This is a genomic window from Terrimonas ginsenosidimutans (genome assembly GCF_022012415.1).
GTDB classification, from domain to species: domain Bacteria; phylum Bacteroidota; class Bacteroidia; order Chitinophagales; family Chitinophagaceae; genus Terrimonas_A; species Terrimonas_A ginsenosidimutans.
In genome coordinates this window covers 1-14,270 of sequence record NZ_JAKLTR010000016.1, presented here as the reverse complement: position 1 = coordinate 14,270, position 14,270 = coordinate 1, and the positions used below count along the sequence as shown (strand labels likewise).

The window sequence follows — 14,270 nt, the reverse complement described above, 5'->3', positions numbered from 1 at the left end:
AGAGATGTTCCTACACTAGTTCGATGACCGATGACCATCGAATGAACTTTCGGGAAAATCCTTAACTAAACGACATGGATTTATTTCTATAACAAAGGTGAAAGCAATCTCGCCACTTTCTCCGCCATCTGTTTGTATATCGGACGGTCTGCCCATACCTCAGGATCGATCCGCTCCGCATCTTTCAGATCATCATAAAAAACATCGCGGAGTTTTGCGGAAAAATCGCAGTCATAGACAAGCGCGTTCACTTCAAAATTCAGGTCGAAGGAACGATAGTCCATGTTAGCAGTACCCACAACGGAGAGTTTCCCGTCGGCCACCAATGTCTTCGCGTGAATAAATCCCTTCTGATACTGGTAAATCTCGACGCCCGCACTCAGCAATTCATCATAGTAAGATCTCGCCGCAGCATTAACAAGACCTATATCGGAAACGCCGGGAACCAGCAGCTTTACCGACAAACCGCTGAGCGCAGCGATCGATAGTGCTTCCAGCAAACTTTCTCCCGGAATAAAATAGGGTGTCGTGATCAGTATTTCTTCCTGGGCGAGATAGACTGCCTGCAACAGGGAAAACAGTATCGTTGGCTGTGTTGAATCCGGGCCGCTCGCGGCGATCTGTACCAGTACATCCTCCTCTTTATGTACTTGTGGCGAAGGGAAAAGAAAAGAAGCTGGCTGAAGTGATTCTCCGGAGCAAAAATTCCAGTCGTTCAGAAAAAGATATTGCAGGTAATAAACACCAGGGCCATCAATACGCAAGTGCGTATCGCGCCAGTAGAGCTGGCCTTTTTTATTATTGATGTATTTGTCGCTGATATTAATCCCTCCGGTAAATGCCGTATGGCCGTCAATGACAATGATCTTGCGGTGGTTCCGGTAATTCAACCGGTTTGCCAGCAACAGGAAACGCACCTTGTAGAATGGTGCGGTCTTAATTCCCGCCTCCCGCAATCTGCTGATTGTTTTGCGGCGGATGGACCGGCTGCCGAAATCATCATAGATAAAACGCACTTCCACTCCTTCCGCGACTTTCTGTAACAATACTTCTTCCAACTGTTTGGCGATCCCGCCTTCCTCGACGATGTAATATTCAATATGGATATGATCCTTTGCCGAACGGATAGCGTTGATCACTTCAGGAAATTTTTCTTCTCCGTTCAGCAACAGTTTTACCTTATTGTGCCTTGTAAAAGGGCTTTGCTGGTCTTTCACAAGCAAACGGGCAAGCTCTTTATATTCCTGCACGATCGTCCCCGCATGCTTCAACGCATCATTCGTATAAGCGGTTGTAGCACGTTTAAGCTCTTCAAGCACTCCTGTATCAGTGATCTCCTTTCTCCCATAGATTTTCCGCTTGCGGTAATTGATCCCGAAGGAAAAATAAAAGATAATACCTGCGATAGGAAAAAAAATGGCGAATAACAGGTATGCCATAGTTTTGGTCGTACTGCGCGTATCATAAATGATCCTGATACAGGTTGCCGCAAGGATAGTGACATATACGATCTCGCCGATGAGAAGCCAATTCATGATTCCAATTTGGGATGCAGGTAAGATACGCGATTTGAGCATACAAATATGGATCAGGACGAAGCCCGTGCCCCAAAGGTCGAGGGGAAATGAATTGTTCTACGTAAGTCATTCGATTAAAACTGAGAGAACCTTGAGATCGATCAAATTTGTACAACATCGAAACCTTCTTCCCTCAAACCGCACAAAAAAAGGCGCGGTAGAAACCGCACCTCGGAATATCCAATTTATATGAAGCTTAAGTTTACTTACCCCAAATTCCCCGCAACCGGATGGCTAACTCCAGGCCGAGATACCAACCTTTTTTTCTGTCCGCAAAAGGCTGATAGCTGTCGCCATTCACTTCCAGGCTGTATTCTTTGAACGGATATGCCGTCATATCCTTTGCATACAACAAACCTAACCTGCCGATCTTGCACTGGTAGAAATAAAACTCCGCCAGTAACCGGTGCTGGATCGCTGAGCCGGAAACCTTCGTTTGAAATCCCTGCGCTGCATCTTTATCTGTCCACGTATACTGCTTTCCGAATACGTAGCCCGGAGCATACCCCACTCCCAATGCTGTAGAGAATTTTTTGTTGCCGAATAACTGCCGCTCCAGCAACACCGGCATTTCGATGAATTTATATCCGCTCTTATAGATCTTCACATCCTGTCCACCGGATGACCACAGTGAAGGAGTATTTTCTTCAGAGAAACTTCCGAAGCCTGGTTTCAGGGTGACACGGTAACGTCCTTTTTTACGATCGAGATTCAGATAAAGATCAATACCGGCATGGAAGGTTTTTGTCTTAAAGTAACTGATCTCTCCTGGCATATCCACCTGTTTTGGCCCACCGAGCAGACTGGCGCTGATGCCAAAATCAATCAGGTGTCGTTTAATAGTATCTTTTGCAACGGCAACAGCTATCGCAGTATCTTTCGCAGGTTTTTTTTCAGGTGCCTTTGGCTGCTGATTTTTGTCTTCTTTAAGTTTTGCCAGTCTCTCCTTCTCCGCGGCTTCTGCTGCTGCTTTTTCTTCTGCTTCTTTTCTTGCTATTTCCTCAAGAACGCAACGCGTGGCATTCTGCCCCATCTGTACCATATGCATATAACGGCAATCATTATTGCCCAGCAGGTAAAGCATTTCAGTGACATCATCCATACTGATCGCCCGGACATTGGATGCTCCCAAACTTGATTCAGCGATGATCCCGGCGATATACCCCTGGTCATTGATCAGCGGCATACCACGTGCAAGGCCTGCGTCCTTCGTCACCTTCAATGAATAGATCCCGCTCTTTGCTTTTTTCTGCACTTCGATCTTAGCATTATGCATGAACCAGATCTCATCACTTACCCATTTATCACGGAATGTAGACAGCTTCCCCTTTTTATCATCGAGTGTATAATAATAGTTGGCCTTCCATTTTGTTTCAGCAGGTTTTGGCGCTGAATATAGTGCGAGGGAGAACACGTCCATTTTAGCTTCACGCACCTTTGTTGCTTTTGCACGATAGCTCCCGTTATAAAACTTTGCATTCCGGAAGGTCTGCGGAGTAAATTCCGCGGGGTAATTTCGCTCGTTTCCTGTATGACGGATGATCACGAAATAAATACTGGCGGAGTCTTCAGCTGTAACAAATCCAAATTCACTAACTCCTACCTCCACGACATTATTCACAAAGCCACGCGTGTCGGCAGTACTGGATTGTGCCGATGAGGATAGATCCAGCAGCATTGCTGTCAGCAGCATTCCCAAAAACGGAAATAGCTGATAAGTCAGTTTGGGTGTTTTGGTGCTCATAAAAAGTTAGCGCTAGGTTCCTTAAACAGCACAGGCGACCGGAATATTGCGCATAAAATGTAACGGATACACCAAATCGCGGGATAGAACGCTGCCAGGCACGTAAATCTACCTCTTTTAGATGAAAAAGGGGCTGGAGGAATTGATGGCAGATGTCGATGACCCACCTCGACTTCAACAGTATTCACCAATCCGGTCACGAGACCTTTTAGACTGAATGAATGCTTCCTACCTCGTGGCCTTGTCCTTTGAATACCGACCATCGATCATGGGCTCTCTCACATCTTTTTTCTCAGCCACCCCATTGCTTCGATCACCGCAGTATCCCGCGCTGGATCGGCGAAATTATCACCATCATTTTGCACCAATACATCCGGCTGAATGGCCATTTGTTTCAGTAATTTTTTCTTTCCGTCTGATAAATAGGATACTGTGAGCAAAAGATATCCTTTATTCTGTACAACAAACCCGTTAGTGGCATTGGCTACGCCATAGGTCGGTTCGCCAAATAAGCGGGTGTTTTTGCGGGTGGAAAAAGAAAGCGCCATGATCTCCCCGGAGCTGGCTGTTCCCGCGCCTATCAGGACGGCAACCGGCAGTTTCTCGTTGAGTGTGCAAAGACGGTCCGGCATTCCGGCCTGTCTGTACTGGATCATTGCTGCATCCATCTCGTCTTTCAAGAGCTTTCCATCAGCACCAGCCAAACGCACCCGGTTCTTCTCGCCAATCAGGTGGCGAAGTGTTTGCCACATCGGTTCCGAATTACCGCCATTGTTCATCCGCAGGTCAATGATAAATCCGCGGGGATGATTGGAAGCGATACTGCATAACGAATCCATCATCAGGTTAGCCCACTCTTTCATTTTCTCCGTATTGCTCCCTACCAGCACCGCAGGCATTTTGTAATACGCGATATTATCGCTGAGCATCTGGATCTTTACAGCACGGGGCTTTTTGTATTCAGCAAGAATGGATGCACTCATTTTACGCGCGGCACCGGGAGCGGGATAACGATAAGAAGTGTCTATGCCACCATACATCCCATGATGATCTTCCAGTTTTTTAAATACCCAGATCACGATATTCTCCGCTTCGCTTAGTGTTGATGAGCTATTAAGCATCCGCGCGACAGAATCACGGGCCTCCTCCCAGTTGACCCGGCTGGAATACAGGGATTGCTTCTGCATGAGGTTAACGCAGTCCCAAACATACGACTTCGTCGAGTCTGCCAGTTGATCATTCATCACCGCAGGGTCTGCCAGTTGAGCACTGGCATTTGATATAAGACCTGTAAAAAAAAGGGCAGGAATTAGGTTGCGAATTCTCATACAAGTGGTTTGTACGACAAATTTCCGCATCCTTATTTTATCTTTCATTCACGTAGGTGATGAACTGGCTAAACTGCAGATTGACTTGCGATTTTTATTGCCAGGTCTTAGTCAACCAGCTTCAATGCAGCTTCAAGTATTTCATCCCTTCCACCGGCAAGCGCTGCCGCTGTGATTGTTACGCGCTTATCGATCCTGATCCCTGCTTTTTGCGTGACAGTTCCATCAGGATACTCGACATGCCTTCCGGAAAAAGTCAACGTATACCCTCCCGGTACAGGATAATAGATCAGATCACCGTCGCAGCCTGCAGTTTGGGTTCCGACAACTATTGTGTTTAAACCGGTCGCCTGCATGATCATGGTGATCAGCTCAGATTGACTTTTTGTTTGTTCGTTAACCAGCAGGATAAGCGGGCTTGTGTATTTTTCAAATTGTGGTGTTCCCGGTTTCACCGGAGACAGGATATCCTCCTCGTAATATTTACCCGGATAACGTTTTGAATGAGCCAGCAAGGTCGAAAACTTCTGTAATCTCCCACCCATCGCTGCAATGAATTTATTGTAAAACACCGCCTGGGTCGCATAACAACGCAGATCCAGTATGATTGCTTTCTGATGTGTTCTCATTAAGGCAAGAACAGAATCTACTTCCCGATCATCCGCTGAATTGTTATACAGTATTGACAGATTTGCCGCATCAACCTGGGCCACGTCTTTGTTGATCGAACGAAGGACAAATCTGTTCTGTGTTGTAGTGCCATTCCCTCTTTGCTTCTCATACAGCTTCTGCAGGTTTGACGCAAATACAGTTTCCGTCAGCTGATGAAGCGAAAGTAGTGAAACACCTTTACGAAGTGTAGTGATCTGAATGATACTGTCTTTACTCCTGAGGGGCAGCATTAATGGAATCGAGGCCAGCAAATGCCGTAGTTGCGGGGCATTGGAAGCGGACACAAGATGCTTGCGATCCGCAACGGCCTGATCAACCCTGCGGTTTCCAATCCCGGTAATAATATCGCCTTTACGGATATCCTGTTTTGCACAACTGACACTATCGACAAAGTCCATAACGACAATATTCTTCTCATCAACAAACTGGAAGGTGAACGGGGGAAAAAATTGTCCATATACCTGAGACGACTGCTTGATCCTGACAATACCACCATGGGTATCTTCAATTCCTGAATTCAGTTGCAACAGATGCAATTCAAAATCAGCTGCAGACATAGGTTTACTGAAAAAAGGGACCTGCCTTATCAGCATCTTATCCCAGTCAGGTGCCATGTATTTGTAGGCAAACAGATATTCGATTGCATTCCAGTATCGCGCAAGCGCAAGCAACTGAAATTTCACATTCGGATAAATAATACTGTCATACAGGCGTTCTGCCGGTATTTCCGTAGCATAAAAATGTGAGGGCATGTACTGATGAACAGAATCTGTATAACCTTGTTTACGCCAACGCGCGAACGATTTTCTTACCAGTGGCGACAGCAATTTATCTTGCTCAACCCATACAGTTTTATCATTGCGAGTGAACAGCTTGCTGCCCTCCTTTCCAATCTTTGCTGCAGTTACGCCTCCAACAGACTGATAAATTTCTTCCAGCACCGCGGCATATTCCTTATCGGAACCCGCATTTCCCACGCGGTCTATCCAGGTAAGGAACAGATCATCCGGGTTTATTTTCCCGCTACCCAACGACGGGTGATAGTACTTCAGAAAGCCCCAGACTTTTACAAAATCAACTGTGTACTTATGGGAACGGTTCTGCGCGATCGCAGTCAGACAACAAAAGCAGACCAGAGAGGTTAATACTCGTTTTAACATCGTACGGAGATTGGTATGTATACACAAAAGCCGGCAGTGCCGGCCTTTTAAAGATATTTGCTTACAGATCAAATCAATTCTTTTACTTTATTGATCACCCTGTCTACTTCTTCTTTCGTATTATGCTTGCAAAAAGAGAAACGGACCGTAACAAGATTAGGGTTGTTATTGATCGCGCGGATCACGTGACTGCCCACGTCAGCGCCACTTGTACAGGCACTTCCGCCGGATACACAAACATTGTTGATATCAAGATTAAAGAGGATCATTTCCGATTTCTCCGTTTTCGGGAATGCCGCGCTTAACACCGTGTAGAGGCTGCGGCCTTTCGGGTCACCATTGAATTGAACGCCCGGGATATGCTGCTGCAATTGCTCCATCATATAGGTTCTCAACGATTGGATATAAGCGCTGTCTTTTTCGTAACCGCTCATTGCCAGTTCAAGTGCTTTGGCAAAACCAACGATCCCGTAGAGATTCTCCGTGCCCGCACGCATATTCCTTTCCTGCGCACCGCCAAAAATGAATGGTTTGATCTTAACATTATCATTCACATATAAAAGACCTACCCCTTTTGGTCCGTGAAATTTATGGCCCGCTCCTGAAATAAAATGAACAGGTGTTTTGCGAAGATCCAGTGGATAGTGCCCTACAGTCTGTACACAATCTGAATGGAATATCGCGTTATATTTTTTGCAGAGTTCGCCCACCGCATCGATATCCAGCAGGTTGCCGACTTCATTATTCGCGTGCATCAGCGATACAAGGCAGCGTACATCTTTATGCTCGGCAAGCTGAGCTTCCAGGTCTTCCAGGTCAACATGCCCGTCAGCAAGGAGTTTCACAAAGCTATGGGAGACTTCATCGCCGCATCCATAATGCTCTACGGTATGCAGTACCGCGTGGTGCTCTATCGGCGAGGTGATCAGATGAGTGCATCCGAGATCACGCACGGCAGAAAGGATCGCTGTATTATTACTTTCCGTACCTCCGCTGGTGAAAAAGATCTCACCCGGATGTGCATTCAGGAGCTTCGCAACTGATTTACGTGCGGTTTCTATCGCCAGCCTGGTCTCCCTACCATAAGAATAAATGGAAGAAGGGTTTCCAAAATGCGTGGTCATATAAGGTAGCATTGCGTCAAGCACTTCTTTATCAAGCGCTGTTGTAGCAGCATTATCAAAATATATACGGTCCATAAAGAGAAAGTTCAGAGCCCTTGTAAGGGATTATTTTTGGAACCGCAAAGATAAGCTAAGAGGGGGAGTAGAAAAAACGGGAAAAAAGAGAGTCCTGAAGGCTAATCTTTGAGCCGGATGGAGTTAAGGGACCGGTCAAAACGGCGTAACCGGGAAGGAGGAACAGCGGTGTAGCCCACTATAAATCCTTCAATATGAATTTCTTTCCAGCAGAGCCCTTTTTCATCTGTGCCACTACTGCCCTGGTTGGAAGAAGCACTTATTCCTGATTGTTTGACACGTTCCCCGTTAGGCGTTGGCCAGGTAGTGTTTCGCGACACGTAAACAACAGATCCGTCTTTGTAAGAAAATAGCTGCTCGGAAGCTCCGTCAAGGTTGGTTTTGTAATCCTCTTCTCCCTGACCATATGGAAGATTTATTAGTAACTCACGACGTTCAGGCGTGGTATAGATCAGCTGTTTCTGATTTAAGCTGCTGCAGCTGGTTGCCAGGGCGAGCAGGCTGCAGGAAAAAATCAACAGAATATTGACATTTAATGACCGGATAAGGCGCATTCATCAATTTACGATTTTTTCTCAAAAGTCAGGATAAGTAAAAATTCAAAAGTAAAAAGTAAAAATGTTACCATGATATCAGATCACGCCTTCCCGGAGAAAGTTGTTTTACTTTTTACTTTTGAATTTTTACTTCACAATCACTTCAAGGTTGCCATATCAATCACGAACCGGTATTTCACATCACTTTTGATCACACGCTCATAGGCTTCATTCACGTAATCGATCGGAACAACTTCTACTTCTGAGACGATGCCATGTTCTGCGCAGTAGTCGAGCATCTCCTGGGTTTCAGGAATTCCACCGATCATGGAACCAGTGATAGTCCTGTTTCGCCCTAGTATAGAAAACCCGTTGAACTTGATGGGCTCTGGCGGAATACCCACACAGATATGCACGCCATCGGTTTTCAGCATTCCGAGGTACATATCATAATTATGAGGAGCAGAAACGGTGTCGATAATAAAGTCGAAATACTTGCCATATTTCTTGACCTGCGCTTCATCTTTCGTAAAGCAGAAATTATGCGCGCCAAGTTTGCGTGCATCTGCTTCTTTCGAGGGCGATGTACTGAGCATGGTCACTTCTGCGCCAAAGGATGCAGCAAATTTTACTGCCATGTGCCCTAAACCACCAAGACCAAGCACTCCTACTTTATGACCTTTTCCAACTTTCCAGTGACGGAGCGGTGAATAAGTAGTAATACCTGCGCAAAGCAAAGGCGCAACACCTTCCAGCGGAAGTTTCTCCGAAACGCTCAACACGAATTCTTCGCGGCATACGATCTTGTTGGAATAACCGCCATATGTTGGCGTTTTTCCGTCCAGCTCGAGAGAGTTGTAGGTAAAAACGGTTTTGTCATTATCACAAAATTGTTCTTGACCTCCGGTACAGCTTGCGCATTCTTTACATGAATCAACCATGCAGCCGATCCCCGCAAGATCTCCGGCCTTTACTTTTTTAACGTGTGTGCCAACTTCAATCACACGGCCAACGATCTCATGACCTGGCACCATCGGATAGATAGCTGGGCCCCATTCGCTTCTTACCTGGTGAATATCCGAGTGGCAGATACCACTGTACAGGATCTCGATCAACACATCATGCGGACCAACATCACGGCGCTCAAAATCCCATGGAGCCAGCGTATCCGTTTGCGAATGCACTGCATATCCTTTTGCTGCAATCATATAACTATTTTTTAGAGGTGAGAATGCAAAAGTAGGAAAGAGGTTTGGAGTGAGGCGGACTAATAAAGTAAGAAGTGGACGACGGACCGCAGACAGTCGTTTATGAATGACTGTACTTTAAATCCTGGTGCTTGCTTGAGATCGCAATACGGTAAAAAAGAAACCGGAATTTCCGATTGCAAGGAAAATCCGGTTTCTTTAAACGGTCGTCTGCGGTCCGCGGTCATTTATGCGAACTCCTTAATATCCTGCATCAACCTAGTCGCAATATTATTCGCCTTTGATTCAAAATCACTTTCTGCATAAATGCGGATGATCGGCTCTGTATTGGATGTCCGCAGGTGAACCCAGTCATTGTCAAATTCGATCTTCAATCCGTCATCTGTATTGACAGGATTACGCTGATACTTCTTACGGATCTTTTCAAAAATGGACTGAACGTCGATCCCTTTTTCAAGCTCGATCTTATTTTTTGAGATAAAATAGTCAGGGTAATGAGATCGAAGGGAACGGAGACCATTTTTATGTCCGGCAAGATGCGTCAAAAACAATGCAATGCCGATCAGTGCATCACGGCCATAATGAAAGTCAGGAACAATAATTCCACCATTGCCTTCCCCTCCTATCACAGCTTCCTGTTCTTTCATCTTATTCACCACGTTCACTTCTCCCACGGCAGAAGGAAAATATTCGCCACCATGTTTCAGGGTAATTTCCTTCAGCGCTTTTGTGCTGCTCATATTGCTCACAGTATTTCCCTTGCGGTGCGTAAGTATATAATCGGCCACCGCCACAAGCGTATATTCTTCGCCGAACATACTGCCATCTTCACAAACAAATGCAAGACGGTCTACATCAGGGTCAACAGCGATGCCGAGATCTGCCTTTTGCTTAACCACTTCATTGCTGAGCTGGCTCAGGTGTTCAGGTAAGGGTTCGGGATTATGTGCGAATCGTCCGGTCACTTCTCCATTCAACAGGATGACATTCTCCACGCCAAGAGCTTTCAGTAAGGCGGGCACATAGATTGCGCCGGTGGAATTGACAGCATCCACTACGACCTTCAGGTTCTTTTTCGCCACCAGTTCCGCGTTTACCAGTGGATATGCAAGAATAGCGTCGATATGTTTCTGGAGGTACTCTTCGTTTTGCGAAACGGTACCCAGTTTTTCTACTGCGGAAAAATTGTAATCATCCGCAGCCGCCAGCTCCAGCACTTTCGCACCGGTTTCGGCGGAGATAAATTCTCCGTCCTTATTCAACAGCTTAAGCGCATTCCATTCTTTGGGATTATGGCTTGCCGTGAGGATGATCCCTCCGTCAGCTTTTTCCATTTTAACCGCAATCTCAACTGTCGGCGTCGTGGAAAGACCGAGGTCGATCACATCTATTCCTAATCCGGTGAGTGTGCTCACCACCAGGTCACGCACCATGCCCCCGCTGATACGGCCATCACGCCCGATCACCACTTTTGCAGGCTTCTGACCGGAAATAATAGTACCGAAAGCAGCTGTAAACTTCACGATGTCTAAAGGAGTGAGATTCTCTCCGGGCCTTCCTCCGATCGTTCCTCTTATCCCGGATATACTTTTGATCAATGCCACAGTGTAATGTTGAGATTGTTTTTTAAGGTTTAATGCTTTGGTCTTTCCGTCTGCGTCCGCCCTTGCTTCGCACAAGCGGACTGCCCAGGTCTTACATTCCTTCGCTGAAGCTACAGCATAAGCTTTAGTACTGGCAGCCTTCGACAAGCGAAAGACTTCCTCTGCCTACTTTGCTATTGCAGAAATTTTGCAAAGCTTTAGTGTGACAGACCGCCTGCGCTAAAGCTTCGGCGGATGGTGTTGACCGACGCATTACGTCAGAACACCGCAAAAATAAGGTTTTCGAACGCACGGCTTACTGTTCCCTCCTTACATTTGTTTAAACAATAGCATGGAAAAGAATCTGGCATATATGGATTGGTTCAGCTCTCCGCTGTTCCATAATTTCTGGAGTGATAGCAAGGAAAAAGAATCACAATCTTTTATAGATCAATTAATTAAACACATACACCCGAAGCGGGGCTCTCGGATACTCGATAGTGCCTGCGGTCAGGGCATCAACAGCATACACCTCACCTCCCTGGGTTTTGACGTTACCGGTGTAGACATGTCTACCAGTAATATCGATTGGGCGTTAACCCGGGAACAGAACAATCCCGAGTTTTATCAGCATGATCTTCGCCTGCCTTTCTGGGGAAATTATTTTCATACGGTTCTGAATCTCTCAGAAGGATTTGGGTTTTACCGCACCCGCCGTGAACACGAAGCCGCTTTCCGCACCATCGCCTCAAGCCTGCAGCCGGGCGGAAAGTTCGTCATCGACTACCCCAACACGCACCACCTGGAAAACCGGCTGGCAGAACAATCCTTTACCCACAAACACAACGAAATTCTCTACCAGTTCGATCTGTCGCAGAATGAAACTCATTTCCTGCACACGATCACAATCACCTCACCCGGGACAAACGAGCCCGTCGCCTTCGCATTCGAAAGAGCAAAACTGTCGGTGGGCGACTTTACCGAAATGCTCGCATTTCAAAAATTACAGGTAAAGGAAGTTTTCGGTGACTACTCACTGGGGGAATATCATCTTTCGGAAACCCCGAGGCTGGTAGTGGTGGCAGAAAAGCAGTAAGGGATAAGAGGCGATGGCCGAAGGATCTTCTTCATGAAGTCTGACCCGGCCTGAGAGGCAAATTCAAATCACGGAGTTGTTTCGGTCATCGGTCTTCATCTGCCTGTCAATCCCGTTGATTATTCATGATCATATACCTGGCCGTTTCGAAAAATGCCGACGTAAATGCGGACAGCCTGTTTTGGATGGAATCACGTTCCGCTTTTGTATAAGCTTTCCCGTTGTAAACAACCGGCACCAGCTGTTCATCCTGGAAGTTCAGGTTCTTGATAAAATAGAATTCGTCGGTTACAACACCGATCTTACCCGCAGTATTGGTGATGAACGCAAAGTTGTTTTTCTTGGCAGGATCCAGCAGGTCGCGTCCCAGCGTTGTATTGACATACGGCTGTTGTATCATACCTGCAACAGTGGGCAGCACATCCACCTGTGACACAACTTCCGGCCTGCGCTGCGGCTTCAGTAAATACGGAGCATAAAATAACAATGGCACATGTTCATCCGTCAACCGCTGATCCGTCCACGCGGCGGGATAGATCGCATCCGCATTGCCCGCCACACCATGATCTCCTATGAAGACAAAGATCGTGTTGTGGAAATACGCCTCTTTCTCTGCCGCTTCCATAAATTTCCGGAAACAGTAATCGGAATAACGGAACGTGTTGAACTCCTGCACCGACTCAAATCCATATTTTGCCAACTCTTCATCGGGAACCTGAACCTGAACAAAATCAGTGTCACCCGGCGGGATCATATACGGACGGTGATTATCCGATGTCTGTATGATCGAAAAGAACGGAGCCTTCTCCTGTTTGAACACCTCGTTTGCTTCAAGGAAAAGGTCTTTATCGCTGATCCCCCATACATTTACTTTTGGTGCCTGGAAACTTCCCTCCGTATGCATTTTAATGCCATCAATATTCTGAACAAGCCCTTCAAAGTTGTTGAACCCCGGACTGCCTCCCAGGAAGTAATGTTTATTATATCCTTCAAAATTATCAATGATCGTATGCTGTTTTATTGCCAGCGGATTGCGCGTAGAGAATTTGAATAGCTGCGCATCCGGCGTGCCGGTAATGACGGCAAACAAACCTCTCGCCGTAGAAAAGTGCGGTGAAAAACATTTCTCAAAGAAGATCCCTTTCCGGCTAATCGAATCGAAGAACGGCGTTGTATTAAGGGGATTGCCACTCATCGTGCTTTTATACATGCTGAAAGATTCGCAGATGACCAGCACTACATTCGGACGACTTTCCAGTGCATTGCTTCCGGGTGATACGACCCGTCGATAGCTGAACCCGTTCTTATCCGGTAACGGCATCCATTCCGCAACAAGCGGGTACACCTCCCTGGCTTTTTGTTCGTTGAATTCCGGGCGACGCAACCGGAGCGTGGTAAAAAAATTCTGCAGCGGGTTAAGTGCCAGGTAGGATTTGAAGTTATCCTGGAACACAAAGCTTTGCTTCCAGGTCAATGGAGTGGCGGCAAACCGCCCATAGATGAACATCGTCAGTACAATCAGGCTTGCCACAAAGAACTTGCGGTTATACGGGATCTTCAATCCATCCGTCTGCGCGATCACTCTCCAATGACTCTGATGATACATCCAGCGGAACAGCAACACTGCCACCAGCAACCCGAGCACCATCCAGAACAGCGGGTAGGTTTGCCACATCATCTTCAATGAGATCCCTGGATCCTCTACAAAGTTCATTGCACCCGCATCCAGCCGGGTCATGTTATAAGAGAAGCTGCCGAAATCAGCCGCGAAGAAAAAGAACACGATAAAGGTCACCACAACCAGGTACCATGTCCACCATTTCTTGTTCACCGCCGAAAAGAACGGAGAGAACTTCGGCCACAGACTCAGCAATACAACCGGTAAAAGAATAATGGCGATCCAGCGCAGGTCGTACTGCACCCCCATCAGGAAAGAAGGCACCAGATCAGGAAATACCAATCCATCCGGTTTGAATGCAAAATAGGTCGCCAGCCTGAAAATGGTGAATATCAGGAAGAAGATGAGAAACAAATTAATAACCCAAAGAATCGTCTTGGGTACCTTATAACGCTTAAGCATGGGAGAGTGCAAAGCAAGAGTATTTGGGTGAAATGCGCAAGGGTTCGTTGACCGTTGACCGTTGTCAGTTGACCGCTGGTCGTTTTT

Annotated in this window: 10 protein-coding genes; 1 reads left to right on the top strand and 9 read right to left on the bottom strand. The window is 46.6% G+C overall.

What is annotated here, in order from left to right; all coding sequences use genetic code 11:
• Positions 1-86: 86 nt before the first annotated feature.
• The 8 genes from cls to glmM form a co-directional block, all read right to left on the bottom strand.
• Entirely contained in the window at positions 87-1,535 is a 1,449-nt protein-coding gene (gene cls / locus LZZ85_RS21495) for a cardiolipin synthase (RefSeq protein ID WP_237875423.1), read from the bottom strand.
• A 244-nt stretch (positions 1,536-1,779) separates the two neighbouring features.
• The gene (locus tag LZZ85_RS21490) at positions 1,780-3,321 is read right to left on the bottom strand and encodes a hypothetical protein (protein WP_237875422.1); all 1,542 of its coding nucleotides are present in this window, start codon (positions 3,319-3,321) and stop codon (positions 1,780-1,782) included.
• A 278-nt stretch (positions 3,322-3,599) separates the two neighbouring features.
• The gene (locus LZZ85_RS21485; RefSeq protein WP_237875421.1) at positions 3,600-4,649 is read right to left on the bottom strand and encodes a S41 family peptidase; all 1,050 of its coding nucleotides are present in this window, start codon (positions 4,647-4,649) and stop codon (positions 3,600-3,602) included.
• Between the two features lie 107 nt (positions 4,650-4,756).
• A complete protein-coding gene (locus LZZ85_RS21480) occupies positions 4,757-6,481 on the bottom strand; it encodes a S41 family peptidase (RefSeq protein WP_237875420.1) in 1,725 nt (574 codons plus the stop codon).
• 68 nt (positions 6,482-6,549) lie between these two features.
• Positions 6,550-7,680 (bottom strand): cysteine desulfurase family protein, encoded by a 1,131-nt coding sequence (locus tag LZZ85_RS21475; protein ID WP_237875419.1) that lies wholly within the window; start codon positions 7,678-7,680, stop codon positions 6,550-6,552.
• A gap of 101 nt (positions 7,681-7,781) precedes the next feature.
• On the bottom strand, positions 7,782-8,234 hold the full coding sequence (locus LZZ85_RS21470) for a hypothetical protein (RefSeq protein WP_237875418.1): 453 nt from the start codon (positions 8,232-8,234) through the stop codon (positions 7,782-7,784).
• A 140-nt stretch (positions 8,235-8,374) separates the two neighbouring features.
• Complete coding sequence (locus tag LZZ85_RS21465) at positions 8,375-9,424, bottom strand: NAD(P)-dependent alcohol dehydrogenase (protein ID WP_237875417.1); 1,050 nt, start codon at positions 9,422-9,424, stop codon at positions 8,375-8,377.
• Between the two features lie 227 nt (positions 9,425-9,651).
• A complete protein-coding gene (glmM, locus tag LZZ85_RS21460; RefSeq protein WP_237875416.1) occupies positions 9,652-11,028 on the bottom strand; it encodes a phosphoglucosamine mutase in 1,377 nt (458 codons plus the stop codon).
• A 331-nt stretch (positions 11,029-11,359) separates the two neighbouring features.
• On the opposite strand from glmM, the gene LZZ85_RS21455 reads away from it, so the two are divergent.
• Positions 11,360-12,103 (top strand): class I SAM-dependent methyltransferase, encoded by a 744-nt coding sequence (locus tag LZZ85_RS21455; RefSeq protein WP_237875415.1) that lies wholly within the window; start codon positions 11,360-11,362, stop codon positions 12,101-12,103.
• A 106-nt stretch (positions 12,104-12,209) separates the two neighbouring features.
• Here the strand turns inward: LZZ85_RS21455 and LZZ85_RS21450 are convergent.
• On the bottom strand, positions 12,210-14,270 hold a 2,061-nt coding region (locus LZZ85_RS21450), incomplete at its 5' end, for an LTA synthase family protein (protein WP_237875414.1).

What these genes read in the sequence shown, in the direction of transcription:
- LZZ85_RS21475 (WP_237875419.1), bottom strand. Translation starts at nt 7,680, where the DNA reads ATGGACCGTATATATTTTGATAATGCTGCTACAACAGCGCTTGATAAA.
- LZZ85_RS21455 (WP_237875415.1), top strand. Translation starts at nt 11,360, where the DNA reads ATGGAAAAGAATCTGGCATATATGGATTGGTTCAGCTCTCCGCTGTTC.
- LZZ85_RS21485 (WP_237875421.1), bottom strand. Translation starts at nt 4,649, where the DNA reads ATGAGAATTCGCAACCTAATTCCTGCCCTTTTTTTTACAGGTCTTATA.
- cls (WP_237875423.1), bottom strand. Translation starts at nt 1,535, where the DNA reads ATGAATTGGCTTCTCATCGGCGAGATCGTATATGTCACTATCCTTGCG.
- LZZ85_RS21480 (WP_237875420.1), bottom strand. Translation starts at nt 6,481, where the DNA reads ATGTTAAAACGAGTATTAACCTCTCTGGTCTGCTTTTGTTGTCTGACT.
- LZZ85_RS21470 (WP_237875418.1), bottom strand. Translation starts at nt 8,234, where the DNA reads ATGCGCCTTATCCGGTCATTAAATGTCAATATTCTGTTGATTTTTTCC.
- LZZ85_RS21465 (WP_237875417.1), bottom strand. Translation starts at nt 9,424, where the DNA reads ATGATTGCAGCAAAAGGATATGCAGTGCATTCGCAAACGGATACGCTG.
- LZZ85_RS21490 (WP_237875422.1), bottom strand. Translation starts at nt 3,321, where the DNA reads ATGAGCACCAAAACACCCAAACTGACTTATCAGCTATTTCCGTTTTTG.